Raw genomic sequence first — 24580 nt, forward strand, 5'->3', positions numbered from 1 at the left:
TTTCGCCGGGATGACGGTGATGGGGCGTCGGGATGACGGCTGTAGGGCCGGGACGACGGTAAGGGGAGATTTAACGCCTCCGCGCGCATACCCTCCGCATGCGCCTGCCGATCCTTGTCGCCCTCGCCCTCATCGCCGCGCCCGCCACGGCGCAGCGGACCGCGCCCTTTGTCATTGCCGAGACCGGCCAGGGCTTCGCGCACCTGGACGATGCGGTGAACGCCGTCCGGGACGGCACAGCCACCATCCTGATCGCGCCGGGCACCTATCGCGAATGCACCGTGCAGACCGGCGGTAAGATCACCTTCAAGGCGGTTCAGCCCGGCACCGCGATCTTCGAGAACCAGGTTTGCGAGGAAAAGGCCGCCTTCGTGCTGCGCGGCCGCGGCTCGGCGGTGGATGGCATCGTCTTCCGTGGCTTCGCGGTGCCCGACGGCAACGGTGCCGGCATCCGCATCGAGATGGGTGACCTGACCGTCACCAATTCGATGTTCCTCGACAGCCAGGAAGGCATTCTCGGCGGCGGCCACGAGACGGTGCGCCGCATCACCATCGATCACACGACCTTCGCCGGCCTCGGCCAGTGCGAGACCGAGAATTGCAGCCACTCGATCTATCTGGCGGTGGACGGCGACGTGATCGTCAGCAATTCGCGCTTCGAGCGCGGCACCGGCGGCCATTACGTCAAGCTGCGCGCACGCCGGGTGACGATCACCGGCACCAGCTTCGACGATTCCAAGGGCAACAAGACCAACTACATGATCGACCTGTCCGAGGGCGGGACCGGTTCGATCACCGGCAACACCTTCGTCCAGGGCCCGCGCAAGGAGAACAGCTCGGGCCTGATCGTGGTCGCGGCCGAGGGCCGGACCTATCCGTCGACCGGCCTGCGCATCGAAGGCAACACCGCCACCTTGGCCCCCGGCGCACCGCCGAGCCCGGCCTTCGTCGCGGACTTCACCGGCCAGATCGGCACGCTCGGCCAGAACGACCTCGGTCCCGGCATCCGCATCTTCGAACGGCGGCGGTAATCTCATTTCCCTCTTCCCTTGTGGGAGAGGGAGGGAGCCGACGTAGTCGGCGGAAGGGTGAGGGGGACAGGGGTGTTGGTCCTACTCCCCCTCATCCTTCCCACTCGCTTCGCGAGCGGGCCCATTCCTTCTCCCACAAGGGGAGAAGGAGTTTAGCCCCTGTTCGAAATCTGGAAGCGATTGCCGTCCGGGTCGTGCCCGTCGCAGATCGCGGTCTGGTCGAACCGGTTGACCTTGCCCATGGCAACGCCGCGCGCGATCAGTTCGGCACGCACCGCCTCCACGTCCGCGGCGAAGAAGGTCACCTTGTGCGGCCCCGCATCGCCGCCATCGTTGCCGCCGCCCCGGCCGGCGTGGATCGCCAGCCGGATCGGGCCCGCGTCGAAATCCGCCCAGCCATCTTCCTCCTCGACGAGCGTCAGCCCCAGAACGTCGCGATAGAAATCGCGCATCGCGGCGAAGCTCGTCGTGAAGACGATGATCCGGCGGACTTCGAGCCGCATCACTTGCAGCTGTCGCCCTGGCCGGCATCCAGGTCGAGGCAGCGGCCGTCGATCTCGACCGGCACCGGCACATGGATCATCGCGGCCAGCGTCGGGGCGATGTCCACCGTCTCCACCGACAGCGGCTGCTCGAAGCCGGTCATGCCCTTGCGCCAGAACAGGATCGGCACGCGGCGGTCATAGTCCCAGAAGCTGCCATGGGTGGCGATCGAGCCGCCCTCGGTGCCGGCGATCGGGGTGACACGCGGCTTGAGCGCGATCACCAGGTCGCCCGAACGCTGCTTGTCGTACGAGGCGCGGGCGCGCTCGAGCAGGGTCCAGGTCTCGGGCGGAGTGTGCACGATCGGCGTCGCCTCGATCTGGGCGCGGGTGAACACCGCCTCGACCTGCGGATTGGCCATGTAGCGCTTGATCGCCTCGGCCTGCACGCGGACGCGGTCCGCCTTGCTCAGTTCGGGGGCGAAATAGACGTCGCCCGAATTGCCGCCGACCAGCACCGGACCCTTGAGGTTCAGCGCCGAGCCGATGTCCTTGCCGATCGCCTTCGCGCTGAGTTCCTTGGCGACGCGCGCGGCCATCGGCGCGGCGTGCTCGCGGTTGCGCTCGGGGAAGTCATGGCCGCCATGGTCGGCGGTCAGCACCACGGCATAGTCGATACCGGTCTTGTCGAGCACCGCGAACAGCTTGCCCAGCGTCTGGTCGAGCGAGAGCAGCTGCAGGCACATCTCGCTGCCCTCGGTGCCCAGCGTGTGGCCGACATAGTCGGTGGCCGAGGCGCCGACGATCAGCAGGTCAGTATGGCCCGACTGGCCGAGCTTCATGTCGGTCGCCAGGCCTGCCGCGGTCGCCACGATCGCCTCGTCGAACTCGGGCGAGGCGCGGAAGGCGATGCTGTTGCCCGCGGCACGCGCGAAGCGGCCGGCGCCCACGCTGCGACTGGGGTTGAGCTGGAAGGCGCGGCTGCGCGCCTGGCAGAAGGGCGGCAGCTCGAGCGGCTCCTGTGCCTCGCCGATGCGCTGGGTCACGTTCGCGTTCATCCGCGTGACCATCGCCGGCTCGGCGCGGCCGGCATAGGAGACGAACGCCTTGCCGTTCCACCACCAGATCTCGTCGGTCTTGTGGCCGCCCATCATCACCGCGGCGCGGTCCTTGCCGGCTACCGAGACGACGCGGCTGGCGGGATCGGCCAGCTTCATCCACTCGCCAAGCGTCGGCACCTTCAGATGCTTGTCCGACACGGTGTAGCTGTTCGAATTGCTGCCGGGCACGCTCTCGTCCTCGGCGCAATAGACGGTCTTGTCTTCGCGCGGGGCGCTGAAATCGGTCCAGTCATTGGCGATGATGCCGGTCTTGGCCGGGTGGTCGCCGGTCAGGATCGTCGAGTGGCCGGGGCAGGTCTCGGTCGCGGCATGGCTCTGATAGCCCGAGGGGAAGACCGCGCCGGTCATCAGCCGCGCGAAGCCCGAGCTGAACTGGGCGCGATATTCCGCGAACAGATCGGCCGAGAACTGGTCGACCGAGATCACCACCACCAGCGAGGGCGCGGCGCGCGGCGCATCCGACGGTACGGTCTGCGCGGGGGCCGCCTGCTGGGCCGAAAGTGGGGTGGTAGCGAGCAGCGCAGCGGCGGCTGCAAGCGGGCGGAACAGTTTCATGGCGGTAAGAGACCTCCGGCGTGTGCAAATCCTGCCGGGATGCTATTGGGCCAACAGCTCTTCCTCGGCAAGGACGCTCCATGGCGGCGGTTCGTTTCGGATTGATGGCGTTGATGTTTTGGTTGTTTGCCGGAGTCGCCTTTGCACAGGCGCCCGGACAACAGCATGTCCAGATCAGTCTCATAGCCGAGAGCGACCACCCGGCCCCGGGCGGCGAGGTGATTCTCGCGCTCGCCTCGATCCCCGAAAAGGGCTGGCACGCCTATTGGCTCAATCCCGGCGATGCCGGCCTGCCGGCCCGCGCCGAATGGACGCTGCCCAGGGGCGCCACGGTGGGCGAGTTCCGCTATCCGGTGCCGCAGCGGCTGACGATCGCCGGACTGATGAACTATGTCTATGAAGGCCCCTTCGCCCCGCTGGTGACGCTGAAGATCCCGGCGGATGCCAGCGGCAGCCTGCCGATCCGGCTCAAGCTCAGCTATCTCGTCTGCACCGATGCGATCTGCGTGCCGGGCAAGGCCGACCTGTCGACGACGCTGCAGATCGGCGACGGCAGCGTCGCTTCCGATCGCCGCGCCCAGTTCGATGCCTGGCGTGCCGCGCTGCCCCGGCCGCTCGGCGCCGAGGGCAAGTACCAGCTCCAGGGCAAGGCGCTGCGCCTGTCCGTTCCTTTCCCCGCCGCCGCAAAGGCGGAAGGCGAGGGCTATTTCTTCCCCGCCACGCACGGCGTGTTCGACTATGCCGCGCCCCAGAAGGTGACGCGTGACGGCGATCGCGTGCTGGTCGACACCACGGGCCTCAAGGCGGCCGGGCCGGTCGAGGGGCTGCTGGCGTTCGGCAAGCAGGGCTTCTGGGTCCGCGCCGTGTCCGGCACCGTGCCGGCGGCCAGCGCGGCGGCACCGGCCCAGGTGCCGTGGAGCGGGGCGATCCTGGCCTTTCTCGGCGCGGTGCTCGGCGGGTTGATCCTCAACATCATGCCCTGCGTCTTCCCGATCCTCAGCCTCAAGGCGCTCAGCCTGGCCAAGGCCAATGCCGAGGGCGGCAGCCCCCGCGCCGAGGCACTGGCCTATACCGCCGGCGTGGTGCTGGTCTGCCTCGCGCTCGGCGGCGGGCTGCTGGCGCTGCGGGCCGGCGGCGCGACGCTCGGCTGGGCGTTCCAGCTTCAGGATCCCCGCGTGATCCTGGTGCTGCTGCTGCTCGTCACCGGCATCTCGTTCAACCTTGCCGGCCTGTTCGAGCTATCGGCGCCGGGTTTCGTCAACCGTGCCGCGTCCAAGGGCACCGGCGGTGCCTTCGCCACTGGCGCGCTCGCTGCCTTTGTCGCGACCCCCTGCACCGGCCCGTTCATGGGCGCGGCGCTCGGCGCGGCCCTGGTGCTGCCCTGGCCGGCGGCGCTCGCCGTGTTCGGCGGCCTCGGCCTGGGCATCGCGCTGCCCTTCCTGCTGCTCGGCTTCGTGCCCGCCTTCCGCCGCCTGCTGCCCAAGCCCGGCGCCTGGATGGAGACGCTGCGTCGCATCCTCTCGGTGCCGATGTTCCTCACCGCGCTCGCGCTCGCCTGGGTGCTGGGCAAGCAAGCAGGCGTCGCCGGCATGACGATCGGCCTCGCCGCCGCGCTGCTCGCCACGCTCGGCCTGTGGTGGACGGGCCTGCGGCAGCGCCGCGGCAAGGCGCTCGCCTGGTTGCCCGCGGCGCCGCTATTGCTAATCGCTATCAGCGGAATCGCCTTTGTCAGCGCCGCGCCGGCGGGTGCCGAGGCCAAGGCGGTGGCCGGCGCCGAGCCGTTCAGCGAAGCCCGCCTCGCCGAGCTGACCGCCCAGGGCAAGCCGGTCTTCGCCTATTTCACCGCCGACTGGTGCCTCACCTGCAAGGTCAACGAGAAGGCGGTGATCGAGACCGATGCGGTTGCGAAGGCTCTGGCCGATGGCAAGGTCACGGTGCTGGTCGGCGACTGGACCAATGGCGATCCGCAGCTCGGCCGCTTCATCGAGAAGCACAACCGTGCGGGCGTGCCGCTCTATCTGTGGTACAAGCCCGGCGAGGCCGAGCCGCGGGTCCTGCCCCAGATCCTCACGCAGGACATGTTGCGGAGCCTCGCCAGCGGGGGCTGAAGAGGAGAGCGAAGATGATTCATCGCATGCTGGTCGGCGCCGCGGTCATCGCGGCCGGCCTCGCCGCCGCGCCGCTGATGGCCGAACCGGAACTCGCCGCCAACGTCCCCAATTTCCGCGCCTTCGACATGACCGGCAAGGTCATCGATCTCTCCGCCTATCGCGGCAAGACGGTGGTGCTCGAATGGAACAACCCCGGCTGCCCCTTCGTGAAGAAGCATTATGGCAGTGGCAACATGCAGAAGACCCAGGCGGCTGCCACCGCGCAGGGTGTGGTGTGGCTGACGATCAACTCGGGCGCGCCCGGCCTGCAAGGCCATATGACCGGGCCCGAGGCGCAGAAGTTCGTCGCTGGCGCCAAGGCGAAGCCCACTGCCTATCTGCTCGATCCCAAGGGGCTGGTCGGCAAGGGCTATGGCGCCAAGACGACGCCGCACCTGTACATCATCGATGGCAAGGGCCAGCTCGCCTACAAGGGCGGGATCGACGACAAGCCGACCGCCGACACGGCGGACATCGCCGGCGCCCGCAATCATGTTCTCGCCGCGCTGGCCGAGATGCGTGCCGGCAAGCCGGTCTCGGTGCCCGAGACGCGCCCCTATGGCTGCAGCGTGAAATACGCCGGTTGATCCCGCTCGCGCGTGCCGCGGGCCTGGCCTGCTTCGCCTTCCTGGCCGCCTGCCAGCCTGCGGCGCGTGATGGGCACGCGTCGCAGGCGCAGTCGAACGTCGCTGCCCGATCGGTTCCGCTGCTCGCTGCCGGGGACGCTCAGCAGGCCGTCGATCCCGGGAAGCTGCTGGCCGAGAACGACCGCGCGATCGCCGATAACAAGTGGATGATCGATGCGCTGCAGGGCTATGCTAGGCAGGATCCGGCCAAGCTCGCCCGCCTGCGGACTGCGTGCCAGCAGAAGCTGGGCGCACCCGTAGACAGGGAGGGTGCGGCCCGCATCTTCAACTGCATCCGCGATACCTGGTGACGGCGACGCGTTGAAAGGCCGCCCTCAGGCGAAGGCCGCGGCGCTCTGCGGTACCGGCATGGAAACAGCCATGTCCTCGTCTTCCAGCAGTGCCCAGCCATTGGGGCCGAGCGCTTCCATCGGGCGATAGCGCGTCTTGTACGCCATCCGCTCGCTGCCCTTCACCCAATAGCCCAGATAGACATAGGGCAGGCCGGCGGCCTGGCTGCGCAGGATGTGCTCCATGATGATGAAATTGCCCAGGCCCGGGCGGCTTTCCTCATCGGCCAGGAAGAAGCTGTAGATCATCGACAGGCCGTCGGCCTGCTGGTCGGTGATGCACGCGCCGACCAGCCGGCCGCGCTCGCCGTTCACCGACGGCTCGCGATATTCGATCACATAGGAGCTGACCGGCGACTGCTCGACCATGTCGGCATAGTCGCTCTCGTCCATCGCCGCCATGCCGCCGCCCGGGTGGCGGGCGCTCAGATAGCGATGGAGCAGGGCGAACTGCTCCTCGGTCGCCCAGGGCTTGCAGGCGGTGATTTCCAGGTCCGAATGGCGGCGCAGCAGCTTGCGCTGGCTGGCATTGGGCTTGAACTCGTCGGCGACTACCCGGACCGAGACGCAGGCGGTGCAGCCCGCGCAACTCGGCCTATACGCGACCGACTGGCTGCGGCGAAAGCCGATGCGGCCCAGCGCGTCGTTCAGCTCGCCTGCGTGCAGCCCCGAAAGCTCGGTGAAGATCTTCCGCTCCTGGCGGCCCGGCAGATAGGGGCAGGGCGATGGGCTGGTGACGAAGAACCGCGGAAAACGGGAAAGTGCAGTCACCCCAAATGCCCCTTTGCTCCGGCCGTACCCATGGCCTGACGAGGCTGACTATGCTGCGGTTCTCGAACGATGAAAAGCTGCTTTACCATGAAAGAGAGTTAACGATTCACCACTTCCTCGGAGAGGACGGGCGTTAACCATCGGGCCGCGCGATGCGCCGCCGATAAAGCGAGATTTGCCTGGTGCGTCGATCATATCGAAGGCGGTGAATCGTGTGAATCCGGCGACGACTCGGTTCGTCGCACGTGCGATTCGTTTCGTCGGTTTGTCGCGACTCGCGGACTCCTGCCGAGTCGCCCTGTTTTGGAAGAATGGCGGCCCGCTCAACCCAACCTGTCACCCCGGCCTTGTGTCGGGGGCCACTGTGCCGCGCTGGCTGTCCTTGAGGCTCTTATCCGGCACTGCCTCCCGGTGGACCAGGCACAAGGCCGGGGTGACGAGCGGTGGGAGTTGCAATGTAGGATTTCGCCTGCTCCATACTGGCGGATGCAGGCCATTCCTTCCTCGCGCGCGCTCCGCACCTATCGTGGGCACCCGCATGGGAGGGGAAGACAGCCCCCCGTATCGTATGCTTCGTAAACTTCCGCGGCCGTGCGCCGCCGGAAATCGTCCTACGCCAGCTCGACCAGCTGCACCTCGTACTGGGCGCGGCGCAGCGCGGTCATCAGCCGGTCGAGATGGTCGCGGTCGCGCGTCTCGCACTCCACGTCCAGGCTCAGGCCCTTGGCCGGCAGGTTGGTGAAGATGCGCTGGTGCGACAGCTCGAGGATGTTGACCGAGAGCTGGTCGAAGATCTGCGCCACCTTGTAGAGCGCGCCCGGCCGGTCCTGCAGGCGGATGCGCAGGCGTGCCATCCGGCCCGAGCGGGCGAGGTCGCGCAGCAGCACATAGGCGAGCAGGCGCGGGTCGATATTGCCGCCGCACAGGATGATGCCGACGGTCTTGCCCTTGAAGCGCTGGGGCTCGGAGAGCAGCGCGGCCAGGCCGGCGGCGCCGGCGCCTTCAACCACGGTCTTCTCGATCTGGAGCAGCAGGCTCACCGCCTCTTCCAGCCGGCGTTCGCTGACCAGCACGATGTCGTCGACCAGCGCCTCGACCAGCTTGGAGGTGACGCCGCCGGGCTCCTTCACCGCGATGCCCTCGGCCAGCGTGTCGCCGGCGCAGGGCATCTCGGTGTGGTGCACGCGGTTGTACATCGACGGGTAGAGCTCGGCCTGCACGCCGATCACCTCGATGTCGCGTCCCTCGGACTTGGCGACCGTCGCGCAGCCCGAGATCAGGCCGCCGCCGCCGATCGGGATCACCAGCGTGTCGATCTCCGGCACGTCCTCGAGCATCTCGAGCGCGACCGTGCCCTGGCCGGCGATCACGCGGGGATCGTCGAACGGATGGACGAAGGTGAAGCCCTGCTCGGCCTCCAGCTTGCGGCTGTGCGCATAGGCTGCGTCGAAGGTCTCGCCTTCGAGGATCACGTGCGCGCCATGCCCCTCGGTCTGCGTCACCTTCACGATCGGCGTGTTCTTGGGCATCACGATCGTGCTGGGGATGCCGAGGCGATTGGCGTGATAGGCGAGGCCCTGGGCGTGGTTGCCGGCCGATGCCGCGATCACGCCCTTGCTGCGCGCCGTCTCGTCGAGCTGGAGCAAGGTGTTGAGCGCGCCGCGCTCCTTGTAGGCGGCGGTGAACTGCAGGTTCTCGAACTTGAGATACACCGTGGCGCCGGTCAGGTTCGACAGCGTCTTGCTCACCAGCGTCGGCGTCCGCACGATCTGACCCGAAATGCGCGCCTGCGCGGCACGAACGTCATCGATCGAAACGGCGAGCGGCGTGTTCGCCGGGAGGGTCTTGGTGGCCATGATTCCGTTCGCCTAGACCATCTGGCGGCGAGGGGAAACCACGCTTCTGCGGGGAAAGCCATGTTCGTTGGGCATGAAGGCGCGCCATCTGGCGTGCGGCGGGAACAGGCCCTATGCCCTGCGGCCATGCTGAAGCGCCTCCTGCGGCCGGTCGCCGCGCTCGCCCTCCTCCTCGCTCCCATGGCCGCGCTGGCGGACGGGCTGATCGACAACGTCAACGGCATGACGCTGGACGAGAAGGGCGACGTGGTCCGCTTCACCGGCATCCTGTTCAACCGCGACGGCAAGATCACCCAGATCCTCACGCGTGAGGACAAGCGGCCCAAAAAGGTCGAGTGGAAGCTCGACATGGGCGGCAAGACGCTGTTGCCGGGCATGATCGACGCGCACGGCCATGTCATGGGGCTGGGTTCGCAGCTGATGCTGCTCGATCTGTCGGCCACCACCTCGCTCGACGAGGCGCTGGCGAAGATCAAGGCGTATGCGGATGCCAATCCGACCAAGTGGATCCTCGGCGGCGGCTGGAACCAGGAGACGTGGAAGCTCGGCCGCTTCCCGACCGCTGCGGATCTCGACAAGGTAGTGAGCGATCGCCCGGTCTGGCTCGAGCGGGTCGACGGCCATGCCGCCTGGGCGAACAGCCGCGCGATCCAGATCGCCGGCGTCACCGCCGCGAACAAGGACACCAATGGCGGCCGTATCGAGCGCGATGCCAAGGGCGCGCCGGCAGGTGTGTTCGTCGACGGCGCCATGGGGCTGGTCGACAAGTTCATCCCCAAGCCCACGCCCCGGGAGAGGAACGCCGCCTTCCTCGCCGCGCAGGACAAGCTGCTCTCGCTCGGCATCACCGCCAGCGCCGACATGGGCACCACCACCGACGACTGGCTCACCTATCGCCGCATCGCCGATATCGGCCAGCTCCGCATGCGGATCATGAGCTACGCGCACGGCGTCGAGACCGCGCTGCAGGTGGCGGGGCAGGGGCCGACGCCCTGGCTCTATGGCGACAAGCTGCGCATGGGCGGGATCAAGCTCTATGCCGATGGCGCGCTGGGCAGCCGCGGCGCCTGGCTCAAGGCCGAGTATAGCGACGCGCCGGGGAACAAGGGCCTGGGCTTCCTCACCGACGACCAGCTGCTCAACCTGATGGCGCGGGGCGCGATGGACAATTTCCAGATCGCCGTCCACGCGATCGGCGACCGCGCGAACCAGCAGGTACTCGACGCGGTCGAGGTGCTGTCGGACACCTACAAGGAGGATCGCCGCTGGCGGATCGAGCATGCCCAGATCGTCGATCCCAAGGACCTGCCGCGCTTCGCCAAGCTCGGCGTGATTGCCTCGATGCAGCCGGTCCACCAGACCAGCGACATGAACATGGCTGAGGCGCGACTGGGCAAGGACCGGCTCGCCGGCGCCTATGCCTGGAAGACGATGCTCAAGGACGGCACCCACATCGCCTTCGGTTCGGACTATCCGGTAGAGAGCCCCGATCCCTGGGCCGGCTGGGCCGTGAGCTTCACCCGCACCGACGCCAACGGCCAGCCCTTCGGCGGCTGGCGGATCGAGGAGGCGGTAACCCGCGAGCAGGGCTGGGCGGGCTTCACCACCGGTGCCGCCTGGGCGGGCTTCGCCGAGACCCTGATCGGCCGCCTGGCACCGGGCATGCGTGCCGATTTCATCATTATCGACCGCGACCCGCTGCTCGCCGCGCCCGCCGATCTGCGCCGCACCCAGGTGCTCGAAACCTGGGTCGGCGGCGCGCGGGTCTATGTGAAGAAGTAGGATGACCGCTGCCTTGCTGAAGCTCCGCCTCCTCGCAGGGGCCAATTGGCGTGAGCGGCTGGTCGCCGCGCTCGGCGCGACGCTGGGTATAGGCCTTACCGGCGCGGTCGCGGCGCTATCGGTCGGCAGCCACGCCGCCTTGCTGCTCGCCGCCCCGATCGGCGCCTCGGCGGTGCTGGTCTTCGCCGTGCCCGCTAGCCCGCTCGCCCAGCCTTGGCCGGTGGTCGGCGGCTGTGCGATCTCGACCCTGGTCGGGTTCGGTGTCGCCGCTCTGCTCGGGCACGGCGCGATCGCTGCGGGACTGGCGGTCGGCCTGGCGATCGTGCTGATGTCGCTGCTGCGCTGCCTGCACCCGCCCGGGGGCGCCTGCGCGCTGCTCGCCGTGCTGGGCTCGGCGGTGCTGGACCAGGGGATCGGCTTCGCGCTGGTGCCGATGGGGCTCAATGCGCTGCTGCTCGTGCTGGCCGGCATCGCCTTCCACCGCTTCTCGGGGCACAGCTATCCGCACCGCCCGGTGCCGGCACCGGCGCATCCCCGCATCCTGGCGGAGGATATCGATGCGGCGCTGGCGGAAGCGCATGAAAGCTTCGACGTCAGCCCCGAGGATCTGGCGGCGCTGCTCGAGTCCGCGGAGCGGCATGCGATCGCGCGGCGGGGGCGCCGATAAAGGAAAGGCCGCGATCCTTGCGGACCGCGGCCTCTTCTACCCCCGTAGAACGTGTCGCGTCAGGCGACGGCCGAAACCGGCTCGTGCGCTTCGACGCCGTCCGGCTCGCGCAGCACATAGCCGCGGCCCCAGACGGTCTCGATGTAATTGTCGCCCTCGCAGGCCATGCTCAGCTTCTTGCGCAGCTTGCAGATGAACACGTCGATGATCTTGAGCTCGGGCTCGTCCATGCCGCCATAAAGGTGGTTGAGGAACATTTCCTTGGTGAGCGTCGTGCCCTTGCGGAGCGAGAGCAGCTCCAGCATCGCATATTCCTTGCCGGTCAGGTGCACGCGGGCACCGTCGACCTCGACCGTCTTGGCGTCGAGGTTCACCGCCAGCTTGCCGGTGCGGATGACCGACTGGCTGTGGCCCTTCGAACGGCGGACGACCGCATGGATGCGCGCGATCAGCTCTTCGCGGTGGAAGGGCTTGGTCACGTAGTCGTCGGCACCGAAGCCGAACGAACGCACCTTGGAGTCCATCTCGTTGATGCCCGACAGGATCAGCACCGGCGTCTGCACGCGGGCGACCCGGACCTTCTTCAGAACGTCGTACCCGTGCATGTCGGGCAGGTTCAGGTCGAGCAGGATGATATCGTAATCATAGAGCTTGGCCAGGTCCAAGCCCTCCTCGCCGAGGTCCGTCGTATAGACGTTGAACCCCTCGGTCGTGAGCATCAGCTCGATCGCCTTGGCAGTGCTCGGCTCGTCTTCGATCAGCAGCACGCGCATCGTCAAAGTCCCCTTGCCCGCAGGCTGCCTTGCCCCAATGAAAGGCATGCCTCGGACGATTCATTAACCTAAGCGTGTCTGAAGGCAAAAGGTTAATTTCTTCCTAACCGGCCTATATCCACGAGTCGTAGGGAATCTACCTATGCGGGGACTCAGAACCGTTACGGAGTCGAGTCCTATCGGTGGAATTCTCCGCATGTCTTGCGCAGGCGGTCGGAGAGGAATTCGATCAGCGCCTCGACCCGCGCCGGGCGCAAGGTGCCCGGAGGGGTTAACAGATGCAGGCCGGCGGCACTGACCGACCAGTCCTCCAGCACGGCTTCCAATTTACCATTTGCGAGTTCCTGCCCGATCAGGAAGTCCGGCAGCCGGGCAACGCCCAGCCCGGCACACAGGGCGGGGATCATCGCGTCGCCGCTGTCGGTGCGGATCGGCCCGTCAATGCGTACCGCCGCTTCCTCGCCGCCTGCCTTGCGGAAGCGCCAGACGTCCGGATTGGCGGTGTTGGTGTAGGCGAAGCAGGCATGATGGGCGAGGTCGGCGGGATGGCGCGGGCGGCCGTGCTTGTCGAAATAGTCGGGCGCACCGACGATGTGCGACACCACGGGGCCAAGCCGGCGCGCGCGCAGAGAGCTGTCCGGCAGCTCGGCTATGCGCAGCGCGATGTCGATCCCTTCGCCGACGATGTCGACGAACGCGTCGGACAGGCGCAGCTCCACCTTGATCCCCGGATAGAGCTTCATGAAGTCGGCCAGCGCCGGCGCCACCGCCTGAATGCCGAAGGTTAGCGGTGCCGCCACGCGCACCAATCCCGCGGGCGCGCTCGCGGATTCGAACGCGGCTTCCTCTGCGGCGGTGCCTTCGTTCAGGATGCGCTGGGCGTGGTCCGCCAGGCTGCGGCCGCTATCGGTGAGCGTGAGGCGGCGCGAGGTGCGGTGGAACAGCGTGGTGCCCAGCCGGCCCTCGAGCCGGGTGATCGCCTTGGAAACGGTCGCCTTGGAAACCGCCAGCGCATCGGCTGCGCCAGAGAAGGAGCGGTGCTCGACCACCGCGGCGAAGACGGCCCAGGCCTCGAAATCCGGTAGCTTCATGCCGGATGCGTAACACGGAAACGATCGGTTTCCAACGTTTCCATTTACGGTGCGATCTGCCGCCCTATTTTCCTGCTCAACACAGGAGGTTCAGACCCCATGATCGACAAACGACCCTTTGCGAGCCTCGGCCATGCGGATCATGGCTGGCTCAACGCGCGGCACCATTTCAGCTTCGCCGACTATTACGACCCGAACCGCATGAACTGGGGCGCGCTCCGCGTCTGGAACGACGACGAGATCGCCGGCGGGGCCGGCTTTCCGCCGCATCCGCACCAGGACATGGAGATCATCACCTATGTCCGCCAGGGTGCGATCACGCACCAGGACTCGATGGGCAACAAGGGCCGCACCGGGGCCGGCGACGTTCAGGTGATGAGCGCGGGCAGCGGCGTGCGCCATGCCGAGTACAATCTCGAGCCGGAGACGACGACGCTCTTCCAGATCTGGATCATGCCGCGCGAGCGGGGTGGCCAGCCGAGCTGGGGTGCCAAGCCTTTCCCCAAGGGCGATCGCTCGGGCAAGTTCGTTACCCTGGCGAGCGGCTTCGCGGACGACAATGACGCGCTGCCGATACGGGCCGATGCCCGGGTGCTCGGCGCGACGCTGAAGGCCGGCGAGAGCGTCACCCATGAAGTGGGCGCCAATCGCCACGCCTATCTGGTCCCCGCGGTCGGCACGATCGAGATCGACGGCGAGCGTGTCGACGCACGCGACGGCGCCGCGCTGACCAGTGGCAAGACCTACACCATCACCGCGATCGAGGACGCAGAGATCGTCCTGGTCGACAGCGAATAACACGGAAGGGAGTTACCATGTCCAAGATCCTCGTTCTCTATTACTCGTCCTATGGCCACCTCGCGAAGATGGCCGATGCCGTCGCCGAGGGTGCCCGCAGCACCGGTGCCGTGGTGGATGTCCGCCGCGTTCCCGAAACGGCGCCGTTCGAAGTCGCCCAGGCTGCCGGTTTCGTCGCCGATCACAGCCATCCGGTGCTCGAGGACGTCAACGAGCTCGCCAATTATGACGGCATCCTCGTGGGTTCGCCGACCCGCTTCGGTCGCATGTCGAGCCAGATGGCGAGCTTCTGGGATCGCGCCGGTGGCGTCTGGTACCAGGGCCTGCTGAACGGCAAGGTCGGCGGCGCCTTCACCTCGACTGCCACCCAGCATGGCGGCCAGGAGACGACGCTCTTCTCGATCATCACCAACCTGCTGCACTTCGGCCTGACCGTTGTGGGCCTCGACTATGGCTTCCAGGGCCAGGGCGGCGTCAACGAAGTGAAGGGCGGTTCGCCCTATGGCGCGACGACCATCGCCGATGGTGACGGCAGCCGTCAGCCGAGCGAAGTCGAGCTGGAAGGCGCCCGCTATCAGGGCCGCAAGGTTGCCGAGCTGGCCAACAAGATCGCGGTCCCCAACCGCGAAACCGAGACCGCGTAAACTCCCCCTCCTGGCGCGGTTTCCAGGGACGGCGGCCGACCTTCGGGTCAGGCCGCCGTTTTCGTTTGGCTGAACCGAGCGTTCAAAAGCCGTTCAAGCGGAAAGCCCCAACGCAACCATGCGCATTGCTGAATCGTTGCGCAGCTGTGTCGATCGGGTCAAAAGGCCCGGAGTTGCAGCCAGGGGAGAATGAACCATGCTCGCACGAATTTCCTGTATCGCCTTGTCCGCCGCGCTGATGGGCGCCACCGCCTCGGCCGCTCCGGCACCGAATCCCGTTGCGCCCGCCGCCATGCAGCGGGTGGACGGCAACAATGCCGGCCGCGTCCGCCACTCGGGCGGTGGCGCCTTTGTCGAGACGCGTCCCGGCCGCTGGGTCGAGTTCGCCGACGACGGCACGCTGATCCACCGCTTCGACGAGACCAACCGCAATCGCGACGCGGTCAACCTCTATGATCCGTCGCGCGGCGCCCGGGTGCGCCTCGATATCCGCGGCGGCGTGATCTCGGGCATTCCGCGCACCGGCGGCCCGCGCCTGCTCTATCGCATCACCGATGTCGATCCGCGCCGTTCGAACGGCTGGGGCGACAGCGGCGGCTGGGGCGAAGGCGGCTGGGGGCGTCCGGGCGGTGGTCGTCCGGGTGGCGGCGGCTGGGATCGTCCCGGCGGTGGTCGTCCCGGTGACGGTGGCTGGGATCGTCCCGGCGGCGGCCGTCCCGGTGACGGTGGCGGCTGGGGCTCGGGCGGCGTGATCCGCGACATCGAGGTCGGCCCGATCTGGAACCAGCGCGACGCCGAGACCAAGTGCCGCAACAAGGCCCGCGACATGCGCGCCGAATGGACCGGCAACTGGCACACCACCGAGCAGGGCCGTCAGTCGGTCTGCTCGATCCGCTTCCAGCGCTGAGCTGAAAACCCACCACCGCTGGCGCTTCGGCGCCGGCGGTGGCATGGGCGGGCGATGTTCAAGGATCGCGTGCTCTTCATCGATGGCGAAGCTCTGATTATCGACAAGCCCGCGGGGCTGCCGGTCGATCGGCCGCGGGACCGTACCGAAAGCGTCGAGGACCTGCTCGACCAACTGACCTTCGGCTTCCAGCGCCTGCCGCTGCCGGTCCACCGGCTCGACCGCGACACCAGCGGCTGCCTGCTGCTCGCCCGCAATCCCAAGGCGATGAAGCGCTTCGCCCAGGCCTTCGAGGCGGGCGCCGTCACCAAGCGCTACCTCGCCATCCTCGACGGGGTGCCCGAGCAGGAGAGCGGCACCATCGACCTGCCGCTCGCCAAGGTCTCGACTCGCGAGGAAGGCTGGCGAATGACCGGCGATCCGAAGGGCAAGCCCTCGGTCACCCGCTACAAGGTGATGGAGCGCAAGGACGGCAAGAGCCTGGTCGCCTTCTATCCCGAGACCGGCCGTACCCATCAGATCCGCGTCCATGCCGCCGAGGGGCTGGGTTTGCCGGTGCTGGGCGACCCGGTCTATGGCCGCGGCGGCCCGGCGATGATGCTCCACGCCGTCGAGCTGACCGTGCCGCGCGAAGGCAAGCCCGACATCCACGCCACCGCGCCGCTGCCGGTGCGCTTTCACAATGCGGGCTTCGGCCGTGGCTGAGCTGCCCGACGAGGCGATCGTGGAGGAGAAGTTCCTCGCCTCGACCGGGCCCGGCGGGCAGAACGTCAACAAGGTGGCGACCGCCGTCCAGTTGCGCATCGACGTGTTCAAGCTCGGCCTCGCTCCCTATGCCTATCAGAAGTTCAAGACGCTGGCCGGCACCAAGCTGACCAGCGGCGGCGAGCTGGTGATCACCGCCCGCAAGTTCCGCACCCAGGAAGCCAATCGCGCCGACGCCCGGGAGCGGGTGATCGAGCTGATCGAGAAGGCGCATGAGCGCGACGCCCGGCGCATCAAGACCAAGCCGAGCAAGGCCGCCAAGGCCCGGCGGGTGGACGAGAAGAAGGGCCGGAGCCAGGTCAAGGCCGGGCGCGGCAAGGTGCGGCTGGACTAATCTGCCCGCTCCATCCAGCTGCGCGGGCTGGTGCCCGTCCAGCGCTTGAACGCGCGGGAGAAGGCGCTGGGGTCGGAGAAGCCGATCAGATAAGCGGTCTCGTTCACCGAAGTCCTGCCGCCACTCAGATAGTTCAGCGCCATGCGGTGGCGCAGCGCATCGAGCAGCGCCTCATAGCCCGCATCCTCCTCCTTCAGCCGGCGCTGGAGCGAGCGCTGGCTCAGCCCGAGCTTCCGGGCGACCGTCTCCATCGCCACATCGCCCTTGTGGAGCATCGGGATCAGCACCGCCTCGACCCGGCCGCGCATCGATTTCGCGCTCTCCAGCTCGCGCATCAGCCGGTCGGCCCGCTCGCTCAGCACACCGAAGGCGTAGACGCTGGGATTGTGCAGTTCGATGCCGAGCCAGGACGGATCGATCCGGATTGCGTTGTATGCGCTGCCGAAGACCACCGGTGCGCCGAGCACGGCCTCGTACTCGGCGGCATGTGCGGGCGCCGCGTGCGTGACATGGACCGCCAGCGCGAAGGGGGCGTCGGGGAAGTGGCGGCGCGTCTCGCCGATGAAGCGCGCCCAGGTTGCCTCGGTCATCTCCGGGAAGGCATCGGGATCGGCGCGGGTATCGGTGAGCCACATGCCGCCGTCACGCTGCTCGATCCGGAAGCGCGGCCCCGCCATCGCCAGATCGACCTCGGCGACCAGCCGGCCATAGCGGTTGAGCTCGGCCAGTGCCTCGCCCATCGTCGGGGCGGCGTAGCAGATCAGCCCGACCACCGAGAATTCGCGGAAGTCGTTGCCGGCGCCAAGGTGCAGTGCGAGCGCTGGCATGCGGCACTGTTCCTTCGCCGCGCGCATCAGTGCCTGGTAGCGGGCGAAGGGCACCCGGGTGTCGGGATCGGCGAGTTCCGCCGCATCGATCCCCGATCGAAGCGCAAGTTCGGTTTCGTCGGCACCCCGCGTCACGGCGAAACGCCACAGATAGCCGGCATAGCCCGCCGAGACGGTCGGTGCCGGCTGGCGCGCAGGATCATGCTTTCGGGTCGGCGCGGTCATGTCCGCGGCCAGTCTCGCCGGAGTAGGCCTGCGCTGGCAAGTCCGGGAGGGAAGATGGCCGATAAGACAGTCGCCGCTTGGAGCGTGAAAGCGCTCAGGGGTTCCGTCATCTTCTGGTTCGCGGTCGCCACGATCGGCCAGCTCGCCTTCGTCGCCTATATCGCCGGCTTCTATGGTCGCGCGGCGATGGCGGGCGATTTCGAGCGATGGAACAAGGTGCTGGTCGGCGGCTATGTCCCCGGCGGACTGGCGGGCAACATCGTCCTCGCCGCGCACCTGTTGCTCGCTGCGGTCATCACGCTGGGCGGGCCGGCGCAGCTCCTGCCGTGGATCCGCCGCCATCATCCGCGCCTGCACCGCTGGAACGGCCGAATCTACATGCTGACTGCGCTGCTGATCAGCCTGGGCGGGCTCTACATGGTGTGGACCCGCGGCACGGCGGGTGGGCCGTCGCTGCGGATCGGGATCAGCCTGAACGGGCTGCTGATCGTCGGCGCGGCGATCATCGCCTGGCGCTTCGCCCGGCTCCGCCGCTTCGCCGAGCATCGCCGCTGGGCGCTGCGCACCTTCGTGCTGGCGAGCGGCGTATGGTTCTTCCGCGTCGGCCTGATGTTCTGGATCCTCGCCAATCGCGGACCTGTGGGCATCGGGCCGGATTTCGACGGTCCTTTCGTTCGCGCCTGGGCGTTCGGCTGCTACCTCGCCCCGCTCGCCATGCTCGAGCTCTATCTTGCCGCCGAGCGGCGCGGGCCGCTCTCGCGTTTCGCCACCGCCGTGGGGTTCGGGTCGCTGACGCTCGCGGCCGGAGTCGGCATCTTCGGCGCAGTGATGGCGATGTGGCTGCCCCGCATGCTGCACTGACCCCTCCCGCTCGGGCCCGGGATCGCCTACATGGCGGTCATGTACGCCTTCGACATCGAAACCACCGACAAGACCGAGCTCTATCGCGACCTCGCCGCCGCGCTCGATTCGCTCACCGCCGACGAGCCTGACGCGATCGCCAACATGGCCAATGTCTCGGCGCTGATCTGGCAGTATCTGCCTGATCTCAACTGGGCCGGTTTCTATCGCAATTTGAACGACGAGCTCGTCCTCGGGCCGTTCCAGGGCAAGGCCGCCTGCATCCGCATCCCGTTCGGCAAGGGCGTGTGTGGTGCTGCCGCCACGACCCGAGAGACCCAGCTGGTCGAGGACGTCCACGCCTTTCCGGGCCATATCGCATGCGATGCGGCCAGCCGTTCCGAGCTGGTCGTGCCGATCGTCGTCCAGGGCGCGCTGATCGGGGTGCTCGACCTCGACAGCCCCAATCCGGCACGATTCGATGCCGGCGACGCGGCGGGCTGCGAGGCGCTGATGCGGATCCTGGGTCCCCGTCTGGTCGGCTGACCCGGATTGGGACTCCGTTAAGCATAGGCAAAAGTGGCGCCGGCGCCGCACGGGGTTTAATTCTTCGTCAACCATCGGAGCAACGCGAGCTCCGACATGGCGAAGGAGTGTAACGATGCGTCACCTGATCAAGCCGGCCCTGATGGCCACGGCGCTGCTGGCAACCCTGCCGGCGGCCGCACAGGTGACGTCGCCCGGCCCCGCATGGGGCGGCAGCCGCGGCCCGATTCCGGCGCCCGGCGGCACCTATGGCGGTGGCCGCAACGTGCCGATGCCGATGCCTCCGCGCGTTTCGCCCAATAATCCGCACATCCCCGGCCCGCCGCCCGTCGCGGGCGTGCCGACCGCCGGCCCGCGCGTCTGGCAGAATGGCCGCTGGATGGCGCTGCCGCCGCGTGGCCATGGTCAGGTTGCCCGGCATGACGGCAATCGCTGGGGCGGGATGGTCAATGGCCGCTGGTATGCCGGGGCCCAGGCGCCAGGCGGCTGGGGCAGCTATCGGCGGCTCGGCCGCGGCCATCACCTGCCCAATTACTGGATGGGCAGCGGCTTCCGCATTCCCGACTATCTGAGCTGGGGCCTTGCCGCGCCGCCGATGGGCTATTTCTGGGTCCGCTATTATGACGACGCCGTGCTCGTCGATGACGGCGGCGACGTGTGGGATTCGGTGAGCGGGATCGGCTGGTCCGATGCCGATGCCTGGGCCGATTCGAGCGGCGGCTATTCCAGTTCGTACAGCTATTCGAACGCGGGCGCCGGCTATGGTGAGCCGATCCAGTCCGTCGACCCGAACGACTATTATGACGGTTACTCCAGGGGGAGTCTGCCGCCGGCCGGTGCGATCGGTGCACCGCCGGCGGCAATGGTCCAGGGCTATTACGGCTCGGGCCAGGCCTATTATGGCGGCGGCAGCTATCAGGCGGGCGCGGCCTATTACGGTGCGCCGGTCGGCACGACCGTGATCGTCGTCCCCGGCGTCACCACGACCACCACCACGGTGACCGAGGAAGTGATCGAGAGCCGCGCCACCTATGTCCGCACGGCCCCGCGCCGCGTGGTGCGCAAGGCACCGGTGCGGCGCTACCGCGCGCCGGTGGTGAAGTGCTGCGTCTGCGGCTGCCGGTAAGGGCCGATTCGCGCGGCTGAACGCCGCGCGGAAGTTTACGAAACATACGATACGGGGGCCCCGATTCTCCCTCCCGCACGGGCGCACTTGGCGAAGGCGCTGGACGTGTGAGGTGCGCAAGGCTTGCATCCATCAGTGTGGAGCAGGCGAAATCCTACATTTCAATCGGTTTTCCCCGGCGAAGGCCGGGGCCCAGTCCTGAAAGTCACGTGCCTTGGCGCTTCTTCGCCGCGCACGCTTAGTCTGGCCCCCGGCCTTCGCCGGGGAAAGAAGAAGGAAGCGAGCGTCAGCGCCGGCCGAAGGTCACCAGGCTCTCGCTGCCATCTGCGCCGATCGCCGATACGCCGACGAAGCTGTCGTCGACCACCACGCCCTTGAGGCTGGTCTCGGTGCCGGTGACGTCGCGCTGGCCGGTCCAGTTCTGCGCGTCGGCGCGGCGCCAGTGGATGCGGTACTTCACCGCGCCGGGCACCGCGGACCACTTCACCGAGGTATCCGCGGCGAGCGCGCCGCCGATCGTCACCTTGTCCGGTGCCGCCGGTGCCGAGGCGAGCCGGCGGATCGTCGCGACGTTGAGCGCGGTCACCTTGGCGAGATAGGGGAAGTCCATCTTGTCGACCGTGTCGCCCTTGCCCGGGACGAGGTCCTGGTGCTGGGCGTCGTAATTCTCGACGCCGACCGAGAAGCGCACCGCCGGATAGCCGAGCTTGAGGAAGGGCGTGTGATCGCCGCCACGGCCGAAGCGATCGGGCCGGCGGACGAGGAAGGCGTCGAGTCCGGCGGGGATGGTGCCGGCGACCTGGTCGATCGCCTTGGCGAGCGCGCGCGAGGGGCCGTCATCCTCGCCCCCATCGGCACGCAGGCCCTTGAGCGCCTTGGGCTCGTCATTCTCGCCGAACGTCTCGGAGAAGATGCGCACCCGATCCGCGACCTTCTGGCCATTGGTGCCGACGGTGTTGCCGACGATGTCGTTGTTGAGGACGGCGGTCACCGTCCAGCCGCGCTCCTTCGCGGTCTCGGCGAGCAGCTGGCCGCCGTACAGGCCCTGCTCCTCGCCCGACAGCGCGGCATAGACGATCGTCGCCCTGAACTTCTCCTTCGACAGGATCCGCGCGGCCTCGAGCACCAGTGCGGTGCCCGAGCCGTCGTCATTGGCGCCGGGCGCGTCCGAAGTGGCGTTCATCACATCGGTCACGCGGCTGTCGATATGGCCCATCACGATGACGACGCGCTTGGGGTCGGTGCCGGCCTGGAAGCCGAGCACGTCGACGATCTGCACGCCGTTCGGGGCGCGATCACCGGTGAAGGTGCGGGCGATGTTGGCGACTTCGATGCAGTTGCACTGGTCGCCGATCCTGGAGAGCTCGGCACCGAACCAGCGGCGTGCGGCGCCGATGCCGCGGGTGGGGTTGTCCGGATCGGAAAGCGTGTGCCGGGTGCCGAAGCTCACCAGCTTCTCGACGTCTGCCTTGAGCCGGGCGGGGTCGGGCTTTTCCTGGGCCTGGGCGGCGACGGGGAGGAGCAGGGCGAGCGGAGCTAGGGCGAGGATGCGCATGGGGGAAGAGTGGCGGGGGAGGGGCGGTGGGTCAATCCAACTCAATTCCTCCCCGAGCTTGTCTCGGGGAGGGGGACCATTCGCGCAGCGAATGGTGGAGGGGCCGCCAGCGAAGTCGGCGGCTGCACCGCCGCCCCTCCACCACCGCCTTCGGCGGCGGTCTCCCTCCCCCAGTCAAGCTGGGGGAGGAATTAAAGGTCAGCTCAGCCGGTCGATCGCGTCCATGTCGAGCGCGCCGGGGATGATCATCAGGGGTACCGGCAGGTTGCCGGCGTCCGATCCGGCGAAGTGCGTCACCAGCGGGCCCGGCGGGCCGCTGGCGGCGGCGCCGAGCACCAGGGCGGCGATCTCGCGATTGGCGGCGAGCATCTCGCGGACGATCTTCGGGCCGTCGCCCTCGCGCACCGTGATCGAGGGCTGGAGGCCCGACTCGGTGAACAGGGTGCCGGCCGCACGGGCGACCAGCGCCTCGGCCCGTTCGCGCGCTTCCTCCTCGATCGTGGCCATCACGCCGCCCCACTGGACGAAGTCCGGCTTGGGAATCAGCGCGAGAATTTCGACGTTTCCGCCGGTCTTCACGGCGCGCCGCGCGGCGAAGCGGAGTGCGATCTCGGCCTCGGGGCTCTCGTCGATCACCACCAGATAGGTGCGCATGGATTGGTCCTCTTGGTCGTGCGTTACGTGCCCCGTAGCGTCATTTCCTGCAAGCGCGTCTCTTGACCCGGGGCGGGGGCGGCGCAAAGAGGGCCCGAACCTGTTCCGGGCTCCAATGACGGGAACCTTCATGTCGATCGAAATCAAGATGCCTGCGCTTTCCCCCACCATGGAAGAGGGTACCCTCGCCAAGTGGCTCGTGAAGGAGGGCGACACGGTAAAGTCCGGCGACCTCATGGCCGAGATCGAGACCGACAAGGCGACCATGGAATTCGAGGCGGTGGACGAGGGCGTGATCGCCAAGATCCTCGTCGCCGAGGGCACCGACAATGTGAAGGTCGGCACCGTGATCGCGATCATCGCGGGCGAGGGCGAGGATGCCTCGACCGCCGCTGCGTCGCCGGCCCCGACTCCGGCAGCTGCCCCCGCGACAGCCGCTCCCGCCCCGACTCAGGCCGCGCCTGCGCCGACTCCGGCACCGGCTCCCGCCCAGGCCGCTGCGGCTTCGGGTGACCGCGTCAAGGCGAGCCCGCTCGCCAAGCGCATCGCCGCCGAGAAGGGCGTCGACCTGACCGGCGTGACCGGCTCGGGTCCGAACGGCCGCATCGTCAAGGTCGATGTGGAAGGCGCCAAGCCCGGTGCCGCGCCGGCTGCCGCTGCTCCCGCCGCGTCTGCCGCGCCCGCTGCTTCGGCTCCGGCCGCTGCTGCCGCCCCGGCCGAGCACAAGCCGGTCTGGTGGGACGAATCGATCCCGCACGAGGCCGAGAAGCTCTCGAACATCCGCAAGACGATCGCCCGCCGCCTCACCGAGTCGAAGCAGACCGTCCCGCACATCTACCTCACGGTCGATATCCGCCTCGATGCGCTGCTCAAGCTGCGCGGCGACCTCAACAAGGCGCTCGAGGCGCGCGGCGTGAAGCTGTCGGTCAACGACCTGCTGATCAAGGCGCTCGGCGTGGCGTTGGCCCAGGCGCCGAAGTGCAACGTCACCTACACCGGCGAGCAGCTGATCAAGTACAGCCGCGCCGACGTGTCGGTCGCGGTCTCGACGCCGACCGGCCTGATCACTCCGATCATCCGCGATGCGGCGAACAAGGCGGTCTCGGCGATCTCGGCGGAGATGAAGGACCTTGCCGGCCGTGCCCGCGAGGGCAAGCTGAAGCCGGAAGAATATCAGGGCGGCACCGCGTCGCTCTCGAACATGGGCATGTTCGGCATCAAGCAGTTCGAAGCGGTGATCAATCCGCCGCAGGGCATGATCATGGCGATCGGCGCGGGCGAGAAGCGTCCGTACATCGTCGATGACGCGCTGGGCGTCGCCACCGTGATGTCGGCCACCGGCAGCTTCGATCACCGTGCGATCGACGGTGCCGACGGCGCCGAGATGATGAAGATCTTCAAGGAGCTGGTCGAGAATCCCTTCGGGATGATCGCCTGAACCGGAGGGCTGCGCCGATGCGCGTGCTGATCGAAGTGGTGCATATCGCGATCGGGCTGGTCGCCGCGGCGTTGATCTCCGCGGCGGCAGCCTGGTCCTATCCGCGCGCGACCGGTGACATCTGGCTGGTCGGCTATGCCTGCATGATCGCGGTGGTGATCATGGGCATCGGCCCGGTCCGCAAGGCCTTCGCCGCGGACAAGGCCAGGCTGGCTGGTACGGAGCCGCGTGCCGATGGTTGAGGGCGGCTCCACTCCTCCGCAGCAGCAGCCGGCGATCCGCGTGAGCACGATGCCGGCAGATGCCAATGCCTATGGCGACATCTTCGGCGGCTGGCTGATGGGCCAGATGGACCTTGCCGCCGGCCTCGTCGCCGCGCGGCATTCGCGCGGGCGGGCCGTGACTGTCGCGGTCGAGGGCATGAAGTTCCACGCGCCGGTGGCGGTGGGCGACGAAGTCTCGGTGTTCGCCGACATCGTCAAGGTCGGCCGCACCTCGATGACGATCGAAGTCCAGTCCTGGCGCCGCGCCCGCCATTCCGAAGAGAGCTGCCTGGTCACCCAGGCCCAGTTCGTGTTCGTCGCGGTGGACGAGCACAAGCGGCCGCGCCCTGTTGATACAATTTAGGCGCTCGATGAAATTCCGGGCTGACGCCCTATATCCGCA

At 68.0% G+C, this 24580-nt stretch carries 26 protein-coding genes; 17 read left to right on the forward strand and 9 right to left on the reverse strand.

What is annotated here, in order from left to right; translation table 11 throughout:
• The first annotated feature begins 98 nt into the window (after positions 1–98).
• Positions 99–1031: a right-handed parallel beta-helix repeat-containing protein gene (locus GGR46_RS00830; RefSeq protein ID WP_183993672.1), complete on the forward strand. Its 933-nt coding sequence runs from the start codon at positions 99–101 to the stop codon at positions 1029–1031.
• 152 nt (positions 1032–1183) lie between these two features.
• On the opposite strand, the gene GGR46_RS00835 is transcribed toward GGR46_RS00830, so the two are convergent.
• Positions 1184–1534, reverse strand: a complete 351-nt coding sequence (locus GGR46_RS00835; RefSeq protein ID WP_183993674.1) for a VOC family protein — start codon at positions 1532–1534, stop codon at positions 1184–1186.
• Positions 1534–3189: an alkaline phosphatase family protein gene (locus GGR46_RS00840; RefSeq protein WP_183993676.1), complete on the reverse strand. Its 1656-nt coding sequence runs from the start codon at positions 3187–3189 to the stop codon at positions 1534–1536. The genes GGR46_RS00835 and GGR46_RS00840 overlap by 1 nt, the downstream gene beginning before the upstream one ends.
• A gap of 104 nt (positions 3190–3293) precedes the next feature.
• On the opposite strand from GGR46_RS00840, the gene GGR46_RS00845 reads away from it, so the two are divergent.
• From GGR46_RS00845 to GGR46_RS00855, 3 genes are read left to right on the forward strand one after another with little or no spacing between them, the layout of a single operon-like run.
• On the forward strand, positions 3294–5297 hold the full coding sequence (locus tag GGR46_RS00845; RefSeq protein WP_246425863.1) for a protein-disulfide reductase DsbD family protein: 2004 nt from the start codon (positions 3294–3296) through the stop codon (positions 5295–5297).
• Between the two features lie 14 nt (positions 5298–5311).
• Positions 5312–5926, forward strand: coding sequence for a redoxin domain-containing protein (locus GGR46_RS00850; RefSeq protein WP_183993680.1), 615 nt, complete (start codon positions 5312–5314; stop codon positions 5924–5926).
• Positions 5923–6276: a hypothetical protein gene (locus GGR46_RS00855; protein WP_183993682.1), complete on the forward strand. Its 354-nt coding sequence runs from the start codon at positions 5923–5925 to the stop codon at positions 6274–6276. The genes GGR46_RS00850 and GGR46_RS00855 overlap by 4 nt, the downstream gene beginning before the upstream one ends.
• A gap of 24 nt (positions 6277–6300) precedes the next feature.
• Here the strand turns inward: GGR46_RS00855 and GGR46_RS00860 are convergent, their stop codons facing one another.
• The gene (locus GGR46_RS00860) at positions 6301–7086 is read right to left on the reverse strand and encodes an arginyltransferase (protein ID WP_183993684.1); all 786 of its coding nucleotides are present in this window, start codon (positions 7084–7086) and stop codon (positions 6301–6303) included.
• Positions 7087–7697: 611 nt separating this feature from the next.
• Positions 7698–8942: a threonine ammonia-lyase gene (locus GGR46_RS00865; RefSeq protein ID WP_183993686.1), complete on the reverse strand. Its 1245-nt coding sequence runs from the start codon at positions 8940–8942 to the stop codon at positions 7698–7700.
• A 126-nt stretch (positions 8943–9068) separates the two neighbouring features.
• Between GGR46_RS00865 and GGR46_RS00870 the strand changes: the two genes are divergently transcribed.
• A complete protein-coding gene (locus GGR46_RS00870) occupies positions 9069–10724 on the forward strand; it encodes an amidohydrolase (RefSeq protein ID WP_183993688.1) in 1656 nt (551 codons plus the stop codon).
• A gap of 1 nt (position 10725) precedes the next feature.
• Positions 10726–11391 (forward strand): HPP family protein, encoded by a 666-nt coding sequence (locus GGR46_RS00875; RefSeq protein ID WP_183993690.1) that lies wholly within the window; start codon positions 10726–10728, stop codon positions 11389–11391.
• A gap of 59 nt (positions 11392–11450) precedes the next feature.
• On the opposite strand, the gene ctrA is transcribed toward GGR46_RS00875, so the two are convergent.
• Positions 11451–12164 carry a response regulator transcription factor CtrA gene (gene ctrA / locus GGR46_RS00880; protein ID WP_183993692.1) on the reverse strand — a complete coding sequence of 238 codons (714 nt, stop codon included), beginning with the start codon at positions 12162–12164 and terminating at the stop codon, positions 11451–11453.
• Between the two features lie 176 nt (positions 12165–12340).
• Positions 12341–13255: a LysR family transcriptional regulator gene (locus tag GGR46_RS00885; protein WP_183993694.1), complete on the reverse strand. Its 915-nt coding sequence runs from the start codon at positions 13253–13255 to the stop codon at positions 12341–12343.
• Positions 13256–13354: 99 nt separating this feature from the next.
• On the opposite strand from GGR46_RS00885, the gene GGR46_RS00890 reads away from it, so the two are divergent.
• The 5 genes from GGR46_RS00890 to arfB all read left to right on the forward strand — a co-directional run bounded on the left by GGR46_RS00890 (position 13355) and on the right by arfB (position 16703).
• Positions 13355–14053, forward strand: a complete 699-nt coding sequence (locus GGR46_RS00890) for a pirin family protein (protein WP_183993696.1) — start codon at positions 13355–13357, stop codon at positions 14051–14053.
• A 17-nt stretch (positions 14054–14070) separates the two neighbouring features.
• The gene (gene wrbA, locus GGR46_RS00895; RefSeq protein WP_183993698.1) at positions 14071–14697 is read left to right on the forward strand and encodes an NAD(P)H:quinone oxidoreductase; all 627 of its coding nucleotides are present in this window, start codon (positions 14071–14073) and stop codon (positions 14695–14697) included.
• A gap of 196 nt (positions 14698–14893) precedes the next feature.
• Positions 14894–15604 (forward strand): mannan-binding protein, encoded by a 711-nt coding sequence (locus tag GGR46_RS00900; RefSeq protein WP_183993700.1) that lies wholly within the window; start codon positions 14894–14896, stop codon positions 15602–15604.
• Between the two features lie 54 nt (positions 15605–15658).
• Complete coding sequence (locus tag GGR46_RS00905; protein WP_183993703.1) at positions 15659–16309, forward strand: RluA family pseudouridine synthase; 651 nt, start codon at positions 15659–15661, stop codon at positions 16307–16309.
• The gene (gene arfB, locus GGR46_RS00910) at positions 16302–16703 is read left to right on the forward strand and encodes an alternative ribosome rescue aminoacyl-tRNA hydrolase ArfB (RefSeq protein WP_343057918.1); all 402 of its coding nucleotides are present in this window, start codon (positions 16302–16304) and stop codon (positions 16701–16703) included. The genes GGR46_RS00905 and arfB overlap by 8 nt, the downstream gene beginning before the upstream one ends.
• Here arfB and GGR46_RS00915 read toward each other — a convergent pair.
• Complete coding sequence (locus tag GGR46_RS00915) at positions 16700–17755, reverse strand: AraC family transcriptional regulator (RefSeq protein ID WP_183993707.1); 1056 nt, start codon at positions 17753–17755, stop codon at positions 16700–16702. The two genes, arfB and GGR46_RS00915, sit on opposite strands and share 4 nt — an antisense overlap.
• A gap of 54 nt (positions 17756–17809) precedes the next feature.
• Between GGR46_RS00915 and GGR46_RS00920 the strand changes: the two genes are divergently transcribed.
• The 3 genes from GGR46_RS00920 (at position 17810) to GGR46_RS00930 (ending at position 20267) form a co-directional block, all read left to right on the forward strand.
• Positions 17810–18616 carry a DUF2306 domain-containing protein gene (locus GGR46_RS00920; RefSeq protein WP_183993709.1) on the forward strand — a complete coding sequence of 269 codons (807 nt, stop codon included), beginning with the start codon at positions 17810–17812 and terminating at the stop codon, positions 18614–18616.
• Positions 18617–18655: 39 nt separating this feature from the next.
• Positions 18656–19141 (forward strand): GAF domain-containing protein, encoded by a 486-nt coding sequence (locus GGR46_RS00925; RefSeq protein WP_183996621.1) that lies wholly within the window; start codon positions 18656–18658, stop codon positions 19139–19141.
• A 115-nt stretch (positions 19142–19256) separates the two neighbouring features.
• On the forward strand, positions 19257–20267 hold the full coding sequence (locus tag GGR46_RS00930; protein WP_183993711.1) for an RcnB family protein: 1011 nt from the start codon (positions 19257–19259) through the stop codon (positions 20265–20267).
• Positions 20268–20553: 286 nt separating this feature from the next.
• Here the strand turns inward: GGR46_RS00930 and GGR46_RS00935 are convergent, their stop codons facing one another.
• Positions 20554–21822 (reverse strand): M20/M25/M40 family metallo-hydrolase, encoded by a 1269-nt coding sequence (locus GGR46_RS00935; RefSeq protein ID WP_183993713.1) that lies wholly within the window; start codon positions 21820–21822, stop codon positions 20554–20556.
• A 198-nt stretch (positions 21823–22020) separates the two neighbouring features.
• A complete protein-coding gene (locus tag GGR46_RS00940) occupies positions 22021–22476 on the reverse strand; it encodes a universal stress protein (RefSeq protein WP_183993715.1) in 456 nt (151 codons plus the stop codon).
• 130 nt (positions 22477–22606) lie between these two features.
• Here GGR46_RS00940 and GGR46_RS00945 point away from each other — a divergent pair, with 130 nt between their 5' ends.
• From GGR46_RS00945 to GGR46_RS00955, 3 genes are read left to right on the forward strand one after another with little or no spacing between them, the layout of a single operon-like run.
• The gene (locus GGR46_RS00945) at positions 22607–23914 is read left to right on the forward strand and encodes a pyruvate dehydrogenase complex dihydrolipoamide acetyltransferase (RefSeq protein WP_183993717.1); all 1308 of its coding nucleotides are present in this window, start codon (positions 22607–22609) and stop codon (positions 23912–23914) included.
• A 17-nt stretch (positions 23915–23931) separates the two neighbouring features.
• On the forward strand, positions 23932–24156 hold the full coding sequence (locus GGR46_RS00950; RefSeq protein ID WP_183993719.1) for a hypothetical protein: 225 nt from the start codon (positions 23932–23934) through the stop codon (positions 24154–24156).
• The gene (locus tag GGR46_RS00955; RefSeq protein WP_183996623.1) at positions 24149–24541 is read left to right on the forward strand and encodes an acyl-CoA thioesterase; all 393 of its coding nucleotides are present in this window, start codon (positions 24149–24151) and stop codon (positions 24539–24541) included. The genes GGR46_RS00950 and GGR46_RS00955 overlap by 8 nt, the downstream gene beginning before the upstream one ends.
• Positions 24542–24580 lie beyond the last annotated feature (39 nt).

It is taken from the genome of Sphingomonas kyeonggiensis (assembly GCF_014196745.1).
Classification (GTDB): domain Bacteria; phylum Pseudomonadota; class Alphaproteobacteria; order Sphingomonadales; family Sphingomonadaceae; genus Sphingomonas; species Sphingomonas kyeonggiensis.

Bases quoted from the DNA above. Each gene is read 5' to 3' on its own strand.
- GGR46_RS00915 (WP_183993707.1), bottom strand. From the start codon at position 17,755: ATGACCGCGCCGACCCGAAAGCATGATCCTGCGCGCCAGCCGGCACCG.
- GGR46_RS00890 (WP_183993696.1), top strand. From the start codon at position 13,355: ATGATCGACAAACGACCCTTTGCGAGCCTCGGCCATGCGGATCATGGC.
- GGR46_RS00945 (WP_183993717.1), top strand. From the start codon at position 22,607: ATGTCGATCGAAATCAAGATGCCTGCGCTTTCCCCCACCATGGAAGAG.
- GGR46_RS00950 (WP_183993719.1), top strand. From the start codon at position 23,932: ATGCGCGTGCTGATCGAAGTGGTGCATATCGCGATCGGGCTGGTCGCC.
- GGR46_RS00845 (WP_246425863.1), top strand. From the start codon at position 3,294: ATGGCGTTGATGTTTTGGTTGTTTGCCGGAGTCGCCTTTGCACAGGCG.
- GGR46_RS00835 (WP_183993674.1), bottom strand. From the start codon at position 1,534: ATGCGGCTCGAAGTCCGCCGGATCATCGTCTTCACGACGAGCTTCGCC.
- GGR46_RS00865 (WP_183993686.1), bottom strand. From the start codon at position 8,942: ATGGCCACCAAGACCCTCCCGGCGAACACGCCGCTCGCCGTTTCGATC.
- GGR46_RS00930 (WP_183993711.1), top strand. From the start codon at position 19,257: ATGCGTCACCTGATCAAGCCGGCCCTGATGGCCACGGCGCTGCTGGCA.
- GGR46_RS00935 (WP_183993713.1), bottom strand. From the start codon at position 21,822: ATGCGCATCCTCGCCCTAGCTCCGCTCGCCCTGCTCCTCCCCGTCGCC.
- ctrA (WP_183993692.1), bottom strand. From the start codon at position 12,164: ATGCGCGTGCTGCTGATCGAAGACGAGCCGAGCACTGCCAAGGCGATC.
- GGR46_RS00940 (WP_183993715.1), bottom strand. From the start codon at position 22,476: ATGCGCACCTATCTGGTGGTGATCGACGAGAGCCCCGAGGCCGAGATC.
- GGR46_RS00830 (WP_183993672.1), top strand. From the start codon at position 99: ATGCGCCTGCCGATCCTTGTCGCCCTCGCCCTCATCGCCGCGCCCGCC.
- GGR46_RS00875 (WP_183993690.1), top strand. From the start codon at position 10,726: ATGACCGCTGCCTTGCTGAAGCTCCGCCTCCTCGCAGGGGCCAATTGG.
- GGR46_RS00905 (WP_183993703.1), top strand. From the start codon at position 15,659: ATGTTCAAGGATCGCGTGCTCTTCATCGATGGCGAAGCTCTGATTATC.
- GGR46_RS00955 (WP_183996623.1), top strand. From the start codon at position 24,149: ATGGTTGAGGGCGGCTCCACTCCTCCGCAGCAGCAGCCGGCGATCCGC.
- GGR46_RS00920 (WP_183993709.1), top strand. From the start codon at position 17,810: ATGGCCGATAAGACAGTCGCCGCTTGGAGCGTGAAAGCGCTCAGGGGT.
- GGR46_RS00885 (WP_183993694.1), bottom strand. From the start codon at position 13,255: ATGAAGCTACCGGATTTCGAGGCCTGGGCCGTCTTCGCCGCGGTGGTC.
- GGR46_RS00840 (WP_183993676.1), bottom strand. From the start codon at position 3,189: ATGAAACTGTTCCGCCCGCTTGCAGCCGCCGCTGCGCTGCTCGCTACC.
- GGR46_RS00870 (WP_183993688.1), top strand. From the start codon at position 9,069: ATGCTGAAGCGCCTCCTGCGGCCGGTCGCCGCGCTCGCCCTCCTCCTC.
- GGR46_RS00850 (WP_183993680.1), top strand. From the start codon at position 5,312: ATGATTCATCGCATGCTGGTCGGCGCCGCGGTCATCGCGGCCGGCCTC.
- GGR46_RS00900 (WP_183993700.1), top strand. From the start codon at position 14,894: ATGCTCGCACGAATTTCCTGTATCGCCTTGTCCGCCGCGCTGATGGGC.
- wrbA (WP_183993698.1), top strand. From the start codon at position 14,071: ATGTCCAAGATCCTCGTTCTCTATTACTCGTCCTATGGCCACCTCGCG.
- GGR46_RS00925 (WP_183996621.1), top strand. From the start codon at position 18,656: ATGTACGCCTTCGACATCGAAACCACCGACAAGACCGAGCTCTATCGC.